Here is an 18,873-nt window from a genome sequence, read left to right as displayed (position 1 = left end):
GCCGCAGCCGCGCGTCGAGCGGGGCCGTGGGGTCGTCGTCCGCGCCGATCTTCACCGTGCAGGACGGGTGGTAGACGGTGTTGTGGGTCTTGTGGATGTAGTCCAGGAGCTCTTCGTCGGACCGGACGTCCGGGCCGGAGGCCAGCTCGGCGCCCGCCCAGCCGCTCAGCGCGGGCTGCGCGGCTGGGCGGCGGGCCAGCTTCAGGCCGTACGTCATCACCCGTACATCGTGCTCGTGCGTGAAGTACCGCGGATCCGCCTTCGGCTTGTCCCGGAAGTCGCGGGTCCGGAGTCGGACCGTGCCCCGTGACTTCGCCCGGGTGACGTTCGGAGTGAGGCAGAACGCGTTCTCGGAGGTGGGGTAGCCGTGTCGGGCCGTGTTCATGTCGAACGGCACGGAGCCGTAGTGGAACATCAGGTCGGGTCGGTCCAGGCCCGGTTCGGTGTCGTAGAAGATGCCCGCCTCCCACCACTGGCTGGACGTGGTGGTCATGGGCTGCCGGGCCTCCCACATGATGACGCCCTCGGGGTGGTCCTGGAGGTTCTCGCCGACACCGGCCGCGTCCACCACCACCTCGACGCCGACCTCGCGCAGTTGCTCGGCCGGTCCGATGCCCGACAGCATCAGCAGCTTGGGGGAGTCGATCGCGCCGCAGGAGACGATGACCTCGCGCCGGGCGCGTACCGTCCGGGTGTGGATCAGATCGGGGTCGAGGTACTCGGCGCCGACGCACCGGCGCCCCTCCAGCACCAGCTTCTTGGCCCTGACTCCCGTACGGATCTCCAGGTTCGGCCGTTTGTCCATGACCGGGTGGAGATACGCCACGGACGACGACTGACGGATGTTGTTCTCGTCGGAGTTGATCTGGAACCAGTTTTGGCGCCCCGGACCACCGTCTTGCCGGTGTTGAAGGCCGTCGTCGGTATGCCCTCCTGCGCGCACGCCTCCAACAGGGCCGTACCGCACGGGTCCTCGCTCTTGAGCGTGCGCCGTTTCACCGGGCCGGTGCGGCCGTGGTGGTCGCCGGGGGCGTCGTTGTTCTCCAGGCGCCGGTAGAGCGGGAAGAGGTCGGCCGCGCTCCAGCCCCTACAGCCGCCCGACGCCCAGTCGTCCAGGTCCTCGGCCGGGGCCCCAGAAGGCGATGCAGGAGTTGTGCGAGGAGCAGCCGCCGAGCACTTTCGCGCGGGCGTGGCGCATGAAGCTGTTGCCGCTGGCCTGCGGTTCGACCGGGTAGTCCCAGTCGTAGCCGGACTCCAACAGGCCCATCCAGCGCTCCAGTTTGAGGACGTCTTCGTCACCGACGTCACTCGGTCCGGCCTCCAGGACGCACACCGTGACCGACGGATCCTCCGACAGATGGGCCGCTACGACATTGCCCGCGGTGCCGCCGCCGACCACGACGTAGTCGAACTCATCGATGCTCAAGGTGACCTCCCTCAGTCCACTACGGCAGCCGGAGCGGCGGTGTCGGAGTCCAGCCGGTGCTCTTCGAGAACGCCGGTGCGGTGCCGCTGCACGAACCAGTAGTAGGCGAAGCCGCCGCCCGCGATGACCCCGACGAACAGGACCGCGCCCCACTGGAGGTACCAGTGGAAGGGGGCAGAGGCGTTGTAGACGGAGGCCCGCGGCCAGATCAGGTTGATCGTCATGCCGAGGCCCCACAGCACGGCCAGCACATTGACGAGCAGTCCCCAACGGCCCAACGAGAAGCGGCCGTCGCCCGCGGGCTGCCACTTGCCGCGCAGCCGCGCCACCAGCATCGGGCCGGTGACGCCCAGGTAGGCGAGGTAGATCATGATGATGCCGATGCTGGTGACGACCGTGAAGATCTGCGGCTGACGGATGTTGACCACCAGGATCGCCAGCGCCAGGATCCCGATGATCACGGTCGGCAGTACCGGCGTCTGGAACCGCGGGTGGCACTTGGCCAGCTTCTTCGACGCGGGCAGATTGTTGTCCCGGGCCATCGCGAACGCCAGCCGCACCGCGGCCGTGTGGACCGCAAGCGCGCAGACGGTGACCGCGATCAGCACACACCACAGCATCGCCTTGCCGGCCGTCGAGCCGAGCACGTCCAGCACGATGTACTGCAGTCCGTCCGTGGAGAGTTGCTCGCCCTTGAGGCTGGAGACGCTCATCAGGGCCAGCAGCAGGATCAGTCCGCCGAGGACGAAAGAGGCGACGATCGCCCGGATGATGGCGCGCGGCGCGTTCCGGGTGGGGTCGAGGGACTCCTCGCCGAGCGAAGCGGCCGTGTCGAAGCCGTACATGACGTACGCCGACGCCAGCGAGGCGACCAGGAACGCGCCGAGGTATCCGGCGCCGTAACCCGCGCCCGTGCCGTTGGTCTCCATGACCACCTGCGGGCCGCGGGTGATGTGGACGGCGAACAGGACGATCAATACAACTGTGGCGATCAACTCGATGAACACGCCCGCCGTGTTGATCGTGGCCATCAGCTTGACGCCGAAGGCGTTCACCACGGTGGTGAACAGGATCAACACCGCGGCCAGGATGACCGCGTTGGTCGCCACGTCGTACTTGCCGGTGCCGTCGCCCACGAACTGGAACACGTCGGAGATCTGCGGCAGCGTCAGCTGGTAGGCCAGCGCCACGGCCGCGATGGACACTATGGACGCGATCAACATCATCCACCCGGCGAGCCAGCCCAGGTGCGGATTGCCTATCTTCTTCGACCAGTTGTAGACGGACCCCGCGACGGGATAGCGGGCCGCCAGCTCCGCGAAGCACAGGGCGACCATGAACTGGCCGCCGAACACCATGGGCCACGACCACCAGTAGGCGGGGCCGCCACTGCCGTAGCCGAAGTAGAAGAGCTGGAAGGTGCCGGTCAGGATCGAGATGTAGCTGATGCCGGCGGCGAAGGTGTGGAAGTTGCCGAGGGTGCGCTTGAGTTCGGGTTTGTAGCCGAACTCGGCGAGTTCGGCGTCGTCGGTATCTCTCGGTGAGTGGGTCGTGGTCATGAGCGGACTCCTGGTGGGCCTGAGGGAGGGGAGGGAGCGGCTCGTGCGGGTGCCGAGTGTTGCGTGCTGCTACCCGGAGATCAGGTGAACCATCCCTGGGGTGTGGGGCTGGTGTTGCGCCAGATGTGTTTGGTCTCGCGGTACTCGGCGAGTCCGGAGGGGCCGAGTTCGCGCCCGAATCCGGACTGCTTGAAGCCGCCCCACTCGGCCTGGGGGACGTAGGGGTGGTAGTCGTTGATCCAGACCGTGCCGATCCGCAGCGCGGCCGCGACCCGCGCGGCTTTGCCCTCGTCGCGCGTCCATACGGCGCCGGCGAGGCCGTAGATGGTGTCGTTGGCCAGTCGTACGGCCTCGTCCTCGCCGGTGAACCGCTCCACCGTGAGCACCGGCCCGAACGACTCCTCCCGGACCAACGACATCCCGGCGGCGCACTCGTCGAGCACCGTGGGCGGGTAGTAGAAGCCCTCGTCGAGCCCGGGACCGGTGGGGCGGATGCCGCCGCAGCGCAGTACCGCGCCCTCCGCGAGCCCCTTGGCCACATACGCCTCGACCTTGGAACGGTGGGCCGCCGAGATCAGCGGTCCGGTCTGCGCCCGTTCGTCGAAGGGTCCGCCGAGCCTGATGTCGGCGGCACGCCGTACGACCTCGTCGACGAACCGGTCGTGCAGCGAGTCCTCCACGAGGAGCCGTGCCCCCGCCGAGCAGACCTGCCCGGAGTGCAGGAACACGGCGGTCAGGGCCATGTCGACGGCGGTGTCGAAGTCGGCGTCGGCGAAGACGATGTTGGGGTTCTTGCCGCCGAGTTCGAGCGCGACCTTCTTCACGGTGCCGGCCGCGGCCGCCATCAGCCGCCGTCCGGTGTGCAGACCGCCGGTGAAGGAGACGAGGTCGACGTCCGGGTGGTCGCCGAGCGGAGCGCCCGCCTCGGGCCCTGCGCCGAGGACCAGATTGGCGGTGCCCGACGGCAGCCCGGCCTCGTCCAGCAGCCGCATGAGGTGGATCGCGGTGTGCGGGGTCAGCTCGCTCGGCTTCAGGACGAAGGTGTTGCCTGCCGCGAGCGCGGGGGCCACCTTCCAGGCCGTCTGCAGCAATGGGTAGTTCCAGGGTGTGATCAACCCGCAGACGCCGACCGGCTCGTACACCACCCGGCTGTCGATGTCGCGGGTGCCGGTGTCGACGACCCGCCCGCTCGCCTCGCTTGCCACGAACCGTCCGAAGTAGCGGAAGCAGTTGGCCACGTCGTCGACGTCGTACTCGCTCTCCACGAGCCGTTTGCCGGTGTCGAGCGACTCCGCGCGGGCGATCGACTCCTTGTCGCCTACGAGGAGGTCGGCGACGCGCAGCAGCAGGTCGCCGCGCTCCTGCGGTGCGGTCCTGGGCCAGGGGCCCGTGTCGAAAGCGCGGCGGGCGGCGCCGATCGCCTCCACCGTGTCCTTGCCGCCCGCCTCGTCCACCACCCCGACCAAGGAGCCGTCGGCCGGACAACGGATCTCGCGGGTGCGCTCGTCCAGCGCGCCCCGCCACTCGCCGTCAATGAACAGGTCCGGCATGGCCGCCTCCCAGCTTGTCGAGGACCCACGCGTGGAAGATCCCGATGTGATGCTCGTTGGGGACCAGCACACCACCCGCGCGGTACGCACGGGACGCCATTGCCGGCTGTGTCCGCTCACAGGCTTCAAAGTCCTGTGCGTTGACCCGGTGGAACAGCTCCACCGACTTCGACACATCGGCCCCCGACTCGACGACCTCGTGCGCGTACAGCCAGTCGCACTCGACGACCGTGCGGTCCTCGGCCAGCGGGAACATGCGGTGCAGGATCACATGGTCCGGTACGAGATTGACGAAGACCGTCGGCTTGACCGTGATCGCGTAGTAGCGGCGGTTCTGGTCCTCGCTCACGTCCGGCAGTTTCGCGAAGCCCTCGCTGCCGTCGACGGTGAAGCCCTTGATCTCCGCGCCGAACTCGGCGCCGTGGCCGACGTAGAACTGGGCCGCGTAGCCGTCGGCGAACTCCGGGAGGACGTCGGTCAGTTCGGGGTGGATCGTCCCGCAGTGATAGCACTCCATGAAGTTCTCGACGATCAGCTTCCAGTTCGCCTTCACGTCGTAGGTGATGCGCCGGCCGAGGGCGAGCTTCTCGGTGCCGTAGTGCTCGATCGCGGCGGCGTCGCCGAGCCGTTCGACGGCGGCGCCCAGCACGGTCTCCTCGAAGGAGGGGGGTTCGTCGGCGAGGCACACCCAGACGTAGCCGAGCCATTCGCGCAGGGCTACATTGATCAATCCGTACTGGACGCGGTCAATGTCCGGCATCTTGATCAAGTTGGGCGCGGCGATCAATGTGCCGTCAAGATCGTACGTCCAAGCATGATATGGACACTGGATGTTGCGCCGGACCTCGCCTGAGTCCTCCATGCACAGTCGCGCTCCACGATGACGCATACGTTGAGGAAGGCGCGCAGTCCACCCTTGCGAGTACGGGTGATCAACACATTCTCGCGGCCCACCTGGACCGTGCGGAACGCGCCCGGCTTGTCGAGATCCGCGCTGCGGACGGCGCAGAACCACATCGACTCGAAGATGTGCTCCTGCTCCTGCCGGAAGAGGTCGGGGTCGGTGTGGTAGTGGCCCGGCAGCGTCGCGATGAGGCTCGGGGGCATGGGGGTCGTCGTCACGTGTGCTCCTCGGGAGGGACGAGCATGCTGCTCAGGCGGGCGCGGCGGCGAGGATCTCCCCGACCACGGGCACGAACTTGAAGCCGCGACGGGAGAGTGAACCGCCGTGGCTGGAGCCGCGGTTGTGGACCGGGCCGAACTTCTCCAGGTCGAGGACGCGGACGATCACGTCGTAGGTCGGGGACACGCGCGTCTCCTATCGGCGGATGCGGGTCATCTTCGGGTCGAAGAGCGGCTCTTCGGCGACCGTGGCCGGCACCTTCTCGCCGAAGTACTCGATGTGGACGGCGGTGCCGGTGCCGAGCATGGGCAGCCACGTGTACGCGATGCAGCGGCCCAGTGTGTAGCCGTACGAGGCGCTGGTCACGTAACCGGCCGGGGCGCCGGCGACGTAGACAGGCTCCTTGCCGAGGACGACGGCACCGGGGTCGTCGAGGAGGAGCGGGGTGAGGCGGCGGGTGGGGGCGGGGCGGTTCTGGAGCGCCTCCTGGCCCACGAAACCGTCCTTGTCCATCCGCACCGCGAATCCGACGCCCGCCTCGTACGGGTCGTGCTCGTCGGTCATGTCGACGCCCCAGGCCCGGTAACCCTTCTCCAGGCGCAGGGAGTTGAAGGCCGAGCGGCCGGCGGCGATCACCCCGAGGTCACGGCCTGCCTCCCAGAGGGTGTCCCAGAGACCGACCTCCCCTCTCCAAGGACTTCCTCACCGGCCGGGCCGACGAGGACCAACTCGCCCTCACCGACGCCGAGGAGACCGCCGAACTCGACGCCGAGTGGCTCCTCGGCACCCGCGCCCGGGGCCTCGATGCCCGTGGCCGCACCGTCCTGCTGGACGACGGCCGCACCGTGTCCACCGACGGCGTCGTCATCGCCACCGGCGCTTCGGCCCGCCGCCTCCCGGGCGACGAACTCGCCGGCGTCCACACGCTGCGGACCCTCGACGACGCCCGCGCCCTGCGCGAGGAACTCACCCAAGGCCCGCGCCGGGTCGTCGTCATCGGCGGCGGCTTCATCGGCGCCGAGACCGCGTCCTCGTGCGCCGCCCTCGGCCACACGGTCACCGTGGTCGAAGCCGCCCCGCTGCCGCTCGTACGCCAGCTCGGCGCCGAGATGGCCGCCGTGTGCGCCGCCCTGCACCGCCGGGGCGGGGTCGACCTGGTCACCGGCACCGGCGTGGCCGGGCTGCTCGGCACGGTCGCCGTGACCGGCGTGGCACTCGCCGACGGCCGTACCCTCCCGGCCGACGTCGTGATCGTCGGCATCGGCGCCACCCCCAACACCGCCTGGCTGGCGGGCTCCTCGCTCACCCTGAACGACGGTGTCCAGTGCGACGACGGCTGTATGACGGCCCTTCCCCAGGTGGTCGCCGTCGGCGATGTGGCCCGCGTCGGCGGCAGCCGCGCCGAGCACTGGACCTCCGCGACGGAACAGCCCCGCGTCGCCGTCGCCAACCTCCTCGCCGGGCGCACCTCCCAGACAGTGCGGTCCCTGCCCTACTTCTGGTCCGACCAGTACGGCGCCCGCATCCAGTTCGCAGGCCGCCGCCGGGACGGTGACACAGTCCGCCTCACCGAGGGCGGTCTGACCGACGGCACGCCGGCCGAGGGTGGCCTCCTCGCCGTGTATGAGAGCGACGGTCGCACGACCGCCGTGCTCTCGGTGGACAGACCGCGCCCCTCTATGCAGGTGCGTCGGGAACTCGGGCGAGGGGAGAGGCGGGTGGGGTCGGGGGTCTCCTGAGGAGACAGCGGCCGACGTAGGGCGGCCGAGGACCGACTGGAGGACCGGGGGTCGGCTGAGGGCCGGTTGGCCGACTGCCCCGGAACTCGGCGTGGGCCGACGCCCCGTCTCAGGAGTGCGACAGCTGTCCCGCGCCACCCCGCCCGGGTATCCGCTCCTGGGCGCGCCCTGTCGCCTTCGCCTGGCGCCGCGCCCTGCGCCGCTCCCGCCGCAGCGCCCGCGCCGTGCTGGCCGGCGTCGAGACCACGCCGTTGCGCTGATTCCACACCTGACGGGTCACCCAGACGTCTACTGCTCCCCAGGTCGCGACCACCGTGCTGGCCACGCTGCTCAGCACCATCGGGAACGCCAGCCATGAGCCGGCCAACGTGCACAGGAAGGCCACCATCGCCTGTATCAGCGTCACAGCGATGATCAACACCGCCCGCACCGCCGCCGTACGCACCGGATCGGGCATCCGGCGCCGCCGCGCCGGCTCCTCGACCCACAACGGGCGATAGAGCGCCTGTTCTTGACCCTCGTCCCGCTCGCTCCTCTCATCGGACCCGGTGACCTGCGCGTACGCCGCCGCCTTCTCGCCCGCGCCGGTCAGAACCTCACCCCGGTCCGCCGGAATGTCGCGATCCGGCGCCTGTGGGCCCTGGCGCACCGTCAAGCGCACCGCCGTACCGCCGTCGTCGGGCGCCTCGCGCCGCTCCGCCGTGCCCATCACCGTGTCACTCCCCACCGCCAGCAGACCGCTCGCTCCCGTGTCCGAAGACCCGGCTCCCCAGTGGCTGCCCGGCTTGCGCTGTTTTACGCCGCCGGGAGGCGAGATGCGGCTCCTGTGGCCGATTCCGCCCCCGTTTCCCATAGAGAAGGACGAACGAGATCGCCCGAAGATTCCCAACGAGGGAAAAATTCCGGCCAATTGACATTGCGGACGAGCAGGACCGGTGCGACCGGCCGGCGCCGGAATCCGGGAGGCAATCTCCCCCAATGACCGGACAACTCCCCATGTCTCGCCCCCGGTGCGGACGTTCAGCTTCCGGACGGCTCTTCGAGTTACGTGTGCGTCGGTAGTAGGCTCGCGCCGTTTGTTGACGCACATGTGTACCCCCGGCCGGTGGGGGTCGAGCTGGGGGAGGCCATGCGCTTTCGCGGGAAGTCCATCCGCCGGAAGATCGTGGCGTTGCTTCTCGTGCCGCTGGTGTCCCTCACCGCGATCTGGGGCTTCGCCACGGTACTGACGGGTCGCGAGGCACAACAGCTGTTCAACGTGTCGTCCGTCGTGGAGAAGATCGGCTACCCCATCGAGGACACGGTCCGTGTCCTCCAGCAGGAACGCCGTCAGACACTCGTCCACCTCGCCGACCCGCGCGCCTCCGACGGGCTCGCCGCCCTGAGGCGCAGCCGCAGCGCCACCGACGAAGCCGTCGCCGAGATCCGCAGGAACGCCAAGAACCCCGACGTGCGCGACGCGATGGGCCAGGGCACCGACGAGCGCCTCACTGCCGTTCTGGACGCCTTCGACGGCATCGCCTCCCTGCGCCGCAGCGTCGACGACGGCACCGTCAACCGGGCCACGGCCCTCCACCTCTACAACAGCCTGGTCGACCCCTGTTACGTCCTGCTCGCCAACCTCCACGTCGTGGACAACGTGGAGATGGACAAGCAGTACCGCGCGCTGGTCAACCTCGCGCGCGCCCGGGAACTGCTCTCCCGCGAGGACGCTCTCCTCGGTTCCGCCCTGATTGTCGGCAAGCTCTCGCGCGACGAGGTCCGCGACGTCTCCGACTACGCCGCCCAGCGCAACCTGATCTACGACGTCAACCTCCCCCTGCTGCCCTCTTGGGAACGAGACCGCTTCACGCGCTTCTGGAAGAACGCCGCCAGCGCCCCGCTGCGCGTGGCCGAGGAGTCCGCCGTCTCGGTCGGTGCCGGCACGCCCAGCGGCGTCACGGCGAAGAGCTGGGACACCGCGGCCGGCAATGTGCTCGAAGAGCTCGCCGAACTCAACGACCAGGCGGGCGACCGCTACCAGGACCGCGTCCGGCCGGTCGCCATGGGCGTCATCGCCAAGGCAGCCATCGCCGGTGTGCTCGGTCTCGTCGCCTTGCTGGTCTCGTTGTTCCTGTCGGTGCGCATCGGCCGCAGCCTCATCCGCGACCTGCGACAGCTGCGTCTGGAGGCCCACGAGGCGTCCGGCGTCCGGCTGCCCAGCGTGATGCGCCGCCTGTCGACGGGCGAACAGGTCGACGTGGAGACCGAGGTCCCGCGCCTGGAGTACGACAAGAACGAGATCGGTGAGGTCGGCCAGGCCCTCAACACCCTCCAGCGGGCCGCCGTCGAGGCCGCCGTCAAACAGGCCGAGCTGCGCGCCGGCGTCTCCGAGGTCTTCGTCAACCTCGCCCGCCGCAGCCAGGTACTCCTCCACAAGCAGCTCACCCTCCTCGACACCATGGAACGCCGGACCGAGGACACCGACGAACTCGCCGACCTGTTCCGCCTCGACCACCTGACCACCCGTATGCGCCGGCACGCCGAGGGCCTGGTGATCCTCTCCGGCGCCGCCCCCTCCCGGCAGTGGCGCAAACCCGTCCAGCTCATGGACGTGGTCCGGGCCGCCGTCGCCGAGGTCGAGGACTACGAGCGCATCGAGGTCCGCCGGCTGCCCCGGGTCGCCGTCACCGGCCCGGCGGTCGCGGACCTCACCCACCTCGTGGCCGAACTCCTGGAGAACGCCACGGTGTTCTCCCCGCCGCACACCGCCGTCCAAGTACTCGGCGAACGCGTCGCCAACGGCTTCACCCTGGAGATCCACGACCGCGGGCTCGGCATGGCCGCCGACGCGCTCCTGGACGCCAACCTCCGGCTTGCCGAAACCCCGGAGTTCGAACTGTCGGACACCGACCGGCTCGGTCTCTTCGTGGTCAGCCGACTCGCCCAGCGCCAGAACGTCCGCGTCTCCCTGCAGCCGTCCCCGTACGGCGGCACCACCGCCGTCGTGTTCATCCCCGACGCCCTGCTGACGGACGACGTACCGGACACCAACGGTCTCGGGTTCCGTCTGGACCGGCCCGGCCCCTCCAAGGAGGCCGAGTTGGAGGAGACCCGTCGGCTTGAGGAGAGCCGCCGGGCCGCGCTGGCCCAGGTGCCTGTACAGCTGCCCGGCCTGCCCACCCAGCTGCTGGACGGTCCGGTCGAGCTGGAGGCGCCCGTCGATCTGGACGCCCTGGACGACTTCCCGGACGGGCTGGACGAGGAGGACGCGGAGCGCGGCGGACTGTTCCGCCCGCGCCGCTCCCACCTTGCCCGCGCGGACGACACCACCACCGCTCGCCACGAGGCGCCGGACTCCGGTGCTGCGGACCATGGCTCCCCGGGGGACCACCTGGGCGCCGCGGTGCCGCTGCCCCGGCGCGGGGCACCCAAGCTGGTCAGTTCGCACGGGCGCCCGGTCACTGAACAGCGCCCCCGGCGCGACGAGGCCCAGGAACCCCCGGCGGGCGTCAGCCGCCACGAGCCGGACGCCCCGGCACCGCTGCCGGCCCGGCGGCGCGGAGATGCTCCCCTGCGTCGCAGCCCCGGCACCTCAGGCCCGGTCGGCGAGCCGACCGGCACGGGGTCGGCCACGGGCCGGGACCTCTCGGGGGAGCCCCCGGCGCTTCCCCGGCGCACCCGACGCGCCGAGATCGAGTCCAGTAACCCGAGCACACCGGACCGACGTCCGGCCCCCGTACCGCAGCAGACCGGCTCCGGTACGGGACCGCTGCCCCGGCGCGTACGCCAGGCCAACCTGGCTCCACAGCTCAAACGGGATCCCGCTCGACCGACCGAGGGCCCCACGGAGCCCCCCGAGCGGGACGCCGACGAGGTACGCAACCGCATGGCCTCGCTCCAGCGCGGCTGGCAGCGCGGCCGCGATGAGAACGCCGCGGGCGACGACGCCCACAGCGGCACAGCACCACGAGGAACGACAAAGGGGGACGGTCGATGACCGCACCGAAGGCGACCGGCCACACCGCGACCACCGCGTCCGGCGAGCTCAACTGGCTCCTGGACGACCTGGTGGAGCGCGTCGCCAGCATCCGCAAGGCCATCGTGCTCTCCGGCGACGGTCTGCCGACGGGTGCGTCCAAGGATCTGACCCGGGAGGACAGCGAGCACCTGGCCGCCGTCGCCTCCGGCTTTCACAGCCTCGCCAAGGGCGTGGGCCGCCACTTCGAGGCCGGCAGTGTGCGGCAGACGGTCGTCGAGCTCGACGACGCCTTCCTGTTCGTGACGGCCGCCGGCGACGGCAGCTGCCTGGCCGTTCTCTCGGATGCCGACTCGGACGTCGGCCAGGTCGCGTACGAGATGACGCTTCTGGTCAAGCGGGTCGGTGTGCATCTGGGCACCGCTCCGCGCACCGATCTGCCCGCGGGCGGGTAGTGGGATGACATGAGCGCAGACGGTCAGGGAAGCAGCCACTGGTTCGACGACGAGGCCGGACCGGTCGTCCGTCCGTACGCCATGACGCGCGGCCGCACCACCAGCGCGGCCCAGCACCGCCTCGACCTCATCGCGGTGGTCGTGACGGAGTCGCACGCGGACGATCCGGAACCGGACTCGACCCTGTCCCCGGAACATGTGGACATCGTCGAGCTGTGCCGTGACGCCCCGCAGTCGGTCGCCGAACTCGCCGCCGAACTCGATCTTCCCATCGGAGTGGTACGGGTACTCGTCGGGGACCTGGTGGACGGGGAACTCGTCCATGTGAACCGGCCGGTTCCCCCGGCGGAGCTGGTCGACGAGAGTATCCTGCGCGACGTGATCAACGGCCTCCGGGCGCTGTGACCAGCGCGGAAGCGGGGTAGTGACGTGACTGGCTGGCAGTTCTGGGTCGACCGAGGCGGCACCTTCACCGACATCGTCGCGCGACGTCCGGACGGCCGTCTGCTCACGCACAAGCTGCTCTCGGAGAATCCCGCACGCTACTCCGACGCGGCTGTCGCGGGCGTACGCCGACTGATGAACGGCTCCGAGGAGCCCGTCGAGGCCGTCCGTATGGGCACCACCGTCGCCACCAACGCCCTCCTGGAGCGCAAGGGCGAGCGCACCCTCCTGGTCGTCACCCGCGGCTTCCGCGACGCCCTGCGCATCGCCTACCAGAACCGCCCCCGCATCTTCGCCCGCCGCATCGAACTCCCGGAGCTCCTGTACGAGCGGGTCGTCGAGGTCGACGAACGCATCGCCGCAGACGGCACGGTCCTGCGCGCCCCCGACCTGGAAGCCCTCTCCGGGCCTTTGCAAGAGGCCTACGACGACGGAATCCGTGCTGTCGCCGTGGTGTGCATGCACAGCCACCTCCACCCGGCCCATGAACAGGCCGTCGGTCAACTGGCCACCCGGATCGGCTTCCCCCAGATCTCGCTGTCCAGCGAGGTCAGCCCGCTGATGAAGCTCGTCCCGCGCGGGGACACCGCTGTCGTCGACGCCTACCTCTCGCCCGTACTGCGCCGCTACGTCCAGCATGTCGCCGACGAACTCCACGGTGTGCGGCTGATGTTCATGCAGTCCAACGGCGGCCTCGCCGAAGCCGGGCAGTTCCGCGGAAAGGACGCCATCCTCTCCGGCCCCGCCGGCGGCATCGTCGGCATGGCCAGCATGTCGCAGCTGGCCGGATTCGACCGGGTCATCGGCTTCGACATGGGCGGCACATCCACCGATGTGTCGCACTTCGCCGGCGAGTACGAACGCGTCTTCACCACCCAGATCGCCGGTGTCCGGCTGCGCGCCCCCATGCTGGACATCCACACCGTCGCGGCGGGCGGCGGCTCCGTCCTCCACTTCGACGGCTCCCGCTACCGCGTGGGACCCGACTCGGCGGGCGCGGACCCCGGCCCCGCCTGTTACCGCGGTGGCGGCCCGCTCGCCGTGACCGACGCCAATGTCATGCTCGGCCGCATCCAACCGGCCCACTTTCCGCCGGTGTTCGGCCCCGACGGCGACCAGCCGCTCGACGCCGATCTCGTCCGCGACCGGTTCGCCGCCCTTGCGCGCGAGATCCGGGACCGCACCGGCGACGACCGCACCCCCGAGCAGGTCGCCGAGGGCTACCTCCAGATCGCCGTCGCCAATATCGCCAACGCGGTCAAGCGGATCTCCGTGCAGAAGGGCCACGACGTCACCCGCTACGCCCTCACCACCTTCGGTGGTGCGGGCGGACAGCACGCCTGCATGGTCGCCGACTCGCTCGGCATCCGCACCGTCCTCGTCCCGCCCATGGCCGGCGTCCTGTCCGCGCTCGGGATCGGCCTCGCCGACACCACCGCCATGCGCGAACAGTCCGTCGAGGCCCCCCTGGAGGCCGCCTCGATGCCGGGCGTCCTCAAGACCGCCGAAGACCTGGAAGCCGCCGCCCGCTCCGAACTCCTCGCCGAGGACGTCCCCGAGGACAGAGTCAAGGTCATCCGTCGCGCGCAGCTTCGCTACGACGGCACCGACACCACTCTCACCGTCGAGCTCACGGAGCCCGACACCATGCGCCGCACCTTCGAAGAACGTCATCGCGCCACGTACTCCTTCGTCCTCGACCGCCCGATCGTCGTCGAAGCCCTCTCCGTCGAAGCCACCGGCATCACCGAACCCCCCGATCTCTCCGCCCTGGCCACCCACCAGGGCCGTGCCTCCGCCCCCGACACCGTCCGTCTCCACACGGGCGGCGCCTGGCGCGACGTACCCCTCCACCGCCGCGAGGACCTTCCTCCCGGCGAATCCGTCACCGGCCCCGCGATCATCACCGAGGCCGGCGCGACGACCGTCGTCGACGACGGCTGGCGGGCCGCGACGACCGACGACGGGCATCTGGTCATGGAACGTGCGGCGATTACGGAGAGTTCCGATCTCGACACAGAAGCAGATCCCGTTCTGCTTGAGGTCTTCAACAACCTCTTCATGTCGATCGCCGAACAGATGGGCGCTCGCCTGGAGTCCACCGCCCAGTCCGTCAACATCAAAGAGCGCCTGGACTTCTCCTGCGCCCTGTTCGATCCGGACGGAAACCTGGTGGCCAACGCCCCGCACATCCCCGTCCACCTGGGCTCGATGGGCACCAGCGTCAAGGAGGTCATCCGCCGCCGAAGCGACTCGATGCGGCCCGGCGACACCTACGCGGTCAACGACCCGTACCACGGCGGCACCCACCTGCCCGACGTCACCGTGATCACCCCGGTCTTCGATACGCAGGGTGACCGGATCCTCTTCTACGTCGCCTCCCGCGGCCACCACGCCGAGATCGGCGGCATCGCCCCCGGCTCCATGCCCGCGAACAGCCGCACCATCGAGGAGGAGGGCATCCTCTTCGACAACTGGCTGCTGGCCGAGAACGGCCGCTTCCGCGAGGAGGAGACCCTCGGTCTGCTCACCGAGGCGCCCTACCCCTCCCGCAACCCGAAAACCAACCTCGCCGACCTGCGCGCTCAGATCGCCGCCAACCGCAAGGGCGTCGACGAAGTCGCCCGCATGATCGAGGACTTCGGCCTCGATGTCGTCCAGGCCTACATGAGGCACGTCCAGGACAACGCCGAGGAGGCCGTCCGCCGCGTCATCGACGCCCTCGACGACGGTGAGTACGCCTACGAGACCGACTCCGGGGCCGTCATCCGGGTACGCGTGCGCGTGGACCGCGAAAACCGCTCCGCCACCGTCGACTTCAGCGGTACGTCACCCCAGCTGACCACCAACTTCAACGCCCCGTTCTCCGTGGTCAACGCGGCCGTCCTGTACGTCTTCCGCACCCTCGTCGATGACGACATCCCGCTCAACGACGGCTGTCTGCGCCCTCTGAGGATCGTTGTACCGCCCCGCTCCATGCTCGCCCCCGAACCGCCGGCCGCGGTCGTCGCGGGCAATGTGGAGACCTCCCAGGCGATCACCGGCGCGCTCTACGCGGCGCTCGGCGTCCAGGCCGAGGGCTCCGGCACCATGAACAACGTCACTTTCGGCAACGAGCGCCATCAGTACTACGAGACGGTCGCCTCCGGATCCGGCGCGGGCGACGGCTTCCCCGGCGCGCCCGTCGTACAGACCCATATGACCAACTCGCGGCTGACCGACCCCGAGGTCCTGGAGTGGCGACTGCCCGTGCAGCTCGACGAGTTCGCCGTCCGGCGCGGCAGCGGCGGGGCCGGAAGGTGGCGCGGCGGGGATGGTGCCGTGCGCCGGATCCGCTTCCACGAGCCCATGACCGTCTCCACGCTCTCCCAGCACCGCAGGGTCCCGCCGTACGGCCTGGCCGGCGGCGAACCCGGCGCGCTCGGCGCCAACCGCGTGGAGCGGGCGGACGGCACGGTCATCGCACTCGGCGGCAGCGACGCGGCGGACGTCGGCCCCGGCGACGTACTCGTCATCGAAACCCCCGGCGGCGGAGGCTACGGCTCCCCGTCGCCCGACCCCCATCAAGCAGGAGAAGAGATCGATGATCTTCGGGCGTTCTGAGCGTGGCAAGCCCCCGGTCGAGCCCGTCACGCTCAAGATCCTCGTGGCCGGCGGCTTCGGCGTGGGCAAGACCACCCTGGTCGGCGCGGTCAGCGAGATCAGGCCGCTGCGTACCGAGGAGTTCCTCACCGAGGCCGGCCGCCCCATCGACGACACGAGCGGGGTGGAGGGCAAGAACACCACCACCGTGGCGATGGACTTCGGCCGCATCACGCTGCGCGAGGACCTTGTGCTGTACCTCTTCGGGACGCCCGGCCAGGAGCGGTTCTGGTTCATGTGGGACGAGCTCTCCGAGGGCGCGCTCGGTGCTGTCGTGCTGGCCGACACCCGCCGCCTGGAGGACTGCTTCGCCGCCGTCGACTACTTCGAACGGCGCTCCATACCTTTCCTGGTCGGCGTCAACTGCTTCGAGGGAGCCGCCCGTTACCCGGCCGAGGACATCCAGCGCGCCCTCGACCTCGACGACGACGTGCCGGTCGTACTGTGTGACGCCCGGGACCGGGAGTCCGTCAAGGAGGTCCTCATCGGGGTCGTCCAGCACGCGATGGCCTACGCGGCCGACCGCAGGCAGGCCGTCACCACCTGAACCCGCCGTGCGCACGGCCCGTACCCCCGCCGACCGGGGTACGGGCCGCGGCTCGTGGAGCTCCGCACGCGCGCGTGTCTACTCCTCGCCGTCCTCCAGCCAGCCGAAGCTCTTCTCCACGGCCTTGCGCCAGTTGCGGTACTCACGGTCCCGCACCGCCGCCTCCATCGACGGCGTCCACTCGACGTCCTTCTGCCAGTGCGCCTTGAGCTCGTCGAGGTCGTTCCACACACCGGTCGCGAGCCCGGCCGCGTACGCGGCGCCCAGACAAGTCGTCTCGGACACCCTGGGCCGGATCACCGGCACATCGAGCACATCCGCCTGGTGCTGCATGAGCAGGTTGTTCTTCGTCATGCCACCGTCCACCTTCAAGGTGGTGATCTGCACCCCGGAGTCCTGGAACATGGCGTCCACCACCTCGCGCGTCTGCCAGCTCGTCGCCTCCAGCACCGCACGCGCGAGATGCCCCTTGGTGACGTACCGGGTGAGCCCGGTGACCACCCCGCGCGCGTCCGAGCGCCAGTACGGCGCGAACAGGCCGGAGAACGCGGGCACAATGTACGCGCCTCCGTTGTCGTCGACGCTGGCCGCGAGGGACGCGATCTCGTCCGCGGTGCGGATGATGCCGAGCTGGTCGCGGAACCATTGGACCAGCGCACCCGTTATGGCAATCGACCCCTCCAGGCAGTACACCGGCGCCTCACTGCCGATCTTGTAGCCCATCGTCGTCAGCAGGCCGCTCTTCGAAGGCACCGGCCGGTTGCCGGTGTTGAGCAGCAGGAAGCTGCCCGTGCCGTACGTGTTCTTCGCCGTGCCCACGTCGTAGCAGGCCTGCCCGAAGATCGCGGCCTGCTGGTCGCCCAGCGCGGAGGCGACCGGCACCCCGGCGAGCTGGCCGACTGCGGTGCCGTACACCTCGGCGGAGGACCGGATCTCGGGCAGCACCGCCTCGGGGACGTTCATGGCGGCGAGGATCGAGGGGTCCCACTGAAGGGTCTCCAGATTCATCAGCATGGTGCGTCCGGCGTTCGTCACATCGGTGACATGCCGGCCGCCGTCCGTGCCGCCCGTGAGGTTCCAGATCAGCCAGGAGTCGATGGTGCCGAAGGCGATCTCGCCGCGCTCGGCGCGGGTCCGGAGCCCTGGCACGTTGTCCAGCAGCCAGGCCGCCTTGGGCCCGGAGAAGTAGCTGGCCAGCGGCAGCCCGGTCTGCTCGCGGAAACGGTCCTGCCCGTCCGAGCCGCCGAGTTGGTTGCACAGCGCCGAAGTGCGGGTGTCCTGCCACACGATCGCGTTGTGCACGGGCTTTCCGGTCGCGCGGTCCCACAGGACGGTCGTCTCGCGCTGGTTGGTGATGCCGAGCGCGCTGAGCTGGTCGGCGCGCAGCCCGGCCTTGGCGATGGCCCCGGCGACCACAGCCTGCACCTTGGACCAGATCTCGGTGGCGTCGTGCTCCACCCAGCCCGGCTTGGGGAAGATCTGGCGGTGTTCGCGCTGGTCGACGGCGACGATCGCGCCGTTCTGATCGAAGATGATGCAGCGGCTGGAGGTGGTGCCCTGGTCGATAGCGGCGACGAACTTGTCCGTCATGACGTCCCCTTCGTCGGTTCCTTCAGAAGGCTGCGTTGAAGATGAGCCCGGACAGCGCCCCGCCGATCAGCGGTCCCACCACCGGGATCCACGCGTAACCCCAGTCCGAGGTGCCCTTGTTGGGGATCGGCAGGACGGCGTGTGTCAACCGCGGGCCCAGGTCGCGGGCAGGGTTGATGGCGTATCCGGTGGGACCGCCGAGCGACAGACCGATGCCGACCACCAGGAAGGAGACGATCAGGATCGCCGTACCGGACTCGCCGAGCCCCTCGGTCAGTCCGAACGCCAGGATCGGCAGCACCAGTCCGACGGTCGCGATGATCTCGGTGATGAGGTTCGCCACGGGATTGCGGATCGCGGGCGAGGTGGAGAAGATCCCCAGGGTCGGTTGCGCCTTGTCCTCCTCGGCGTTGGCCTGGAACTGCGCGAAGTAGACCAGCCAGCACAGCACCGCGCCGAGGATCGCGCCGACCATCTGCCCGGCGACGTAGATATGGACCTTGTCCCATTCCCCGGTGTCGATGGCGATCCCCAGGGTCACCGCCGGGTTCAGATGCCCACCGGACAGCGGCGCGGCCGTGTACGCCCCGGCCAACACCCCGAAGCCCCAGCCGAACGCGATGACGACCCAGCCCGCGTCCTTAGCCTTGGAGTAGTTCAGTACGACGGCGGCGACGACTCCGGCGCCGAAGAGGATCAGGATCGCGGTTCCGATGACCTCACCGAGGAAGATGTCTCCGTTGCTCATGGCGGCTCCTAGGCCCTGGCCCGGGATGATCGACCCCGGTCCTCCGTGCAGGGTGCGTTTCCCACGGCGACTTCAGCCGAAGGCAGGGAGTG

The 18,873-nt window shown here is 69.8% G+C and carries 11 protein-coding genes and 4 pseudogenes; 6 read left to right on the top strand and 9 right to left on the bottom strand.

The window, feature by feature from the left end; translation table 11 throughout:
- Nucleotide 1 precedes the first annotated feature (1 nt).
- The 6 genes and pseudogenes from OHT76_RS07415 to OHT76_RS07390 all read right to left on the bottom strand — a co-directional run.
- Nucleotides 2-1,426 (bottom strand): annotated as a pseudogene (locus OHT76_RS07415) (GMC family oxidoreductase); the annotation flags it as partial.
- Between the two features lie 11 nt (nucleotides 1,427-1,437).
- Nucleotides 1,438-2,985 (bottom strand): APC family permease, encoded by a 1,548-nt coding sequence (locus OHT76_RS07410; RefSeq protein ID WP_328869944.1) that lies wholly within the window; start codon nucleotides 2,983-2,985, stop codon nucleotides 1,438-1,440.
- A gap of 80 nt (nucleotides 2,986-3,065) precedes the next feature.
- Complete coding sequence (locus OHT76_RS07405; protein ID WP_328869943.1) at nucleotides 3,066-4,535, bottom strand: aldehyde dehydrogenase family protein; 1,470 nt, start codon at nucleotides 4,533-4,535, stop codon at nucleotides 3,066-3,068.
- Nucleotides 4,516-5,642: pseudogene (locus tag OHT76_RS07400) on the bottom strand (aromatic ring-hydroxylating oxygenase subunit alpha). Before OHT76_RS07400 ends, OHT76_RS07405 begins: the two are co-directional and overlap by 20 nt.
- Nucleotides 5,643-5,688: 46 nt before the next feature.
- Nucleotides 5,689-5,844 (bottom strand): hypothetical protein, encoded by a 156-nt coding sequence (locus OHT76_RS07395; RefSeq protein WP_328876768.1) that lies wholly within the window; start codon nucleotides 5,842-5,844, stop codon nucleotides 5,689-5,691.
- Between the two features lie 9 nt (nucleotides 5,845-5,853).
- Nucleotides 5,854-6,333: pseudogene (locus tag OHT76_RS07390) on the bottom strand (glycine cleavage T C-terminal barrel domain-containing protein); the annotation flags it as partial.
- On the opposite strand from OHT76_RS07390, the pseudogene OHT76_RS07385 reads away from it, so the two are divergent.
- Nucleotides 6,327-7,397, top strand: a pseudogene (locus tag OHT76_RS07385) (NAD(P)/FAD-dependent oxidoreductase); the annotation flags it as partial. The pseudogenes OHT76_RS07390 and OHT76_RS07385 overlap by 7 nt on opposite strands.
- Before the next feature lie 109 nt (nucleotides 7,398-7,506).
- Here OHT76_RS07385 and OHT76_RS07380 read toward each other — a convergent pair.
- The gene (locus OHT76_RS07380) at nucleotides 7,507-8,106 is read right to left on the bottom strand and encodes a hypothetical protein (RefSeq protein WP_328876476.1); all 600 of its coding nucleotides are present in this window, start codon (nucleotides 8,104-8,106) and stop codon (nucleotides 7,507-7,509) included.
- A 420-nt stretch (nucleotides 8,107-8,526) separates the two neighbouring features.
- On the opposite strand from OHT76_RS07380, the gene OHT76_RS07375 reads away from it, so the two are divergent.
- Genes OHT76_RS07375 through OHT76_RS07355 form a run of 5 tightly spaced genes read left to right on the top strand, consistent with a single transcriptional unit; the run spans nucleotide 8,527 to nucleotide 16,443 of the window.
- Nucleotides 8,527-11,376, top strand: a complete 2,850-nt coding sequence (locus tag OHT76_RS07375; RefSeq protein WP_328876475.1) for a nitrate- and nitrite sensing domain-containing protein — start codon at nucleotides 8,527-8,529, stop codon at nucleotides 11,374-11,376.
- Entirely contained in the window at nucleotides 11,373-11,810 is a 438-nt protein-coding gene (locus OHT76_RS07370) for a roadblock/LC7 domain-containing protein (RefSeq protein ID WP_328869942.1), read from the top strand. Before OHT76_RS07375 ends, OHT76_RS07370 begins: the two co-directional genes overlap by 4 nt.
- Before the next feature lie 9 nt (nucleotides 11,811-11,819).
- Nucleotides 11,820-12,215, top strand: a complete 396-nt coding sequence (locus tag OHT76_RS07365) for a DUF742 domain-containing protein (protein WP_328869941.1) — start codon at nucleotides 11,820-11,822, stop codon at nucleotides 12,213-12,215.
- Between the two features lie 24 nt (nucleotides 12,216-12,239).
- Nucleotides 12,240-15,857, top strand: coding sequence for a hydantoinase B/oxoprolinase family protein (locus OHT76_RS07360; RefSeq protein WP_328869940.1), 3,618 nt, complete (start codon nucleotides 12,240-12,242; stop codon nucleotides 15,855-15,857).
- Nucleotides 15,838-16,443, top strand: a complete 606-nt coding sequence (locus tag OHT76_RS07355) for a GTP-binding protein (protein ID WP_328869939.1) — start codon at nucleotides 15,838-15,840, stop codon at nucleotides 16,441-16,443. The genes OHT76_RS07360 and OHT76_RS07355 overlap by 20 nt, the downstream gene beginning before the upstream one ends.
- Before the next feature lie 78 nt (nucleotides 16,444-16,521).
- Here OHT76_RS07355 and glpK read toward each other — a convergent pair whose 3' ends face one another.
- Both glpK and OHT76_RS07345 read right to left on the bottom strand, forming a co-directional pair.
- A complete protein-coding gene (glpK, locus tag OHT76_RS07350) occupies nucleotides 16,522-18,033 on the bottom strand; it encodes a glycerol kinase GlpK (protein WP_328869938.1) in 1,512 nt (503 codons plus the stop codon).
- A gap of 22 nt (nucleotides 18,034-18,055) precedes the next feature.
- Nucleotides 18,056-18,781, bottom strand: coding sequence for an MIP/aquaporin family protein (locus OHT76_RS07345; RefSeq protein WP_328869937.1), 726 nt, complete (start codon nucleotides 18,779-18,781; stop codon nucleotides 18,056-18,058).
- Nucleotides 18,782-18,873 lie beyond the last annotated feature (92 nt).

This window comes from Streptomyces sp. NBC_00287 (assembly GCF_036173105.1).
GTDB lineage: Bacteria > Actinomycetota > Actinomycetes > Streptomycetales > Streptomycetaceae > Streptomyces.
This window is presented reverse-complemented; position numbering and strand designations above follow the sequence as displayed.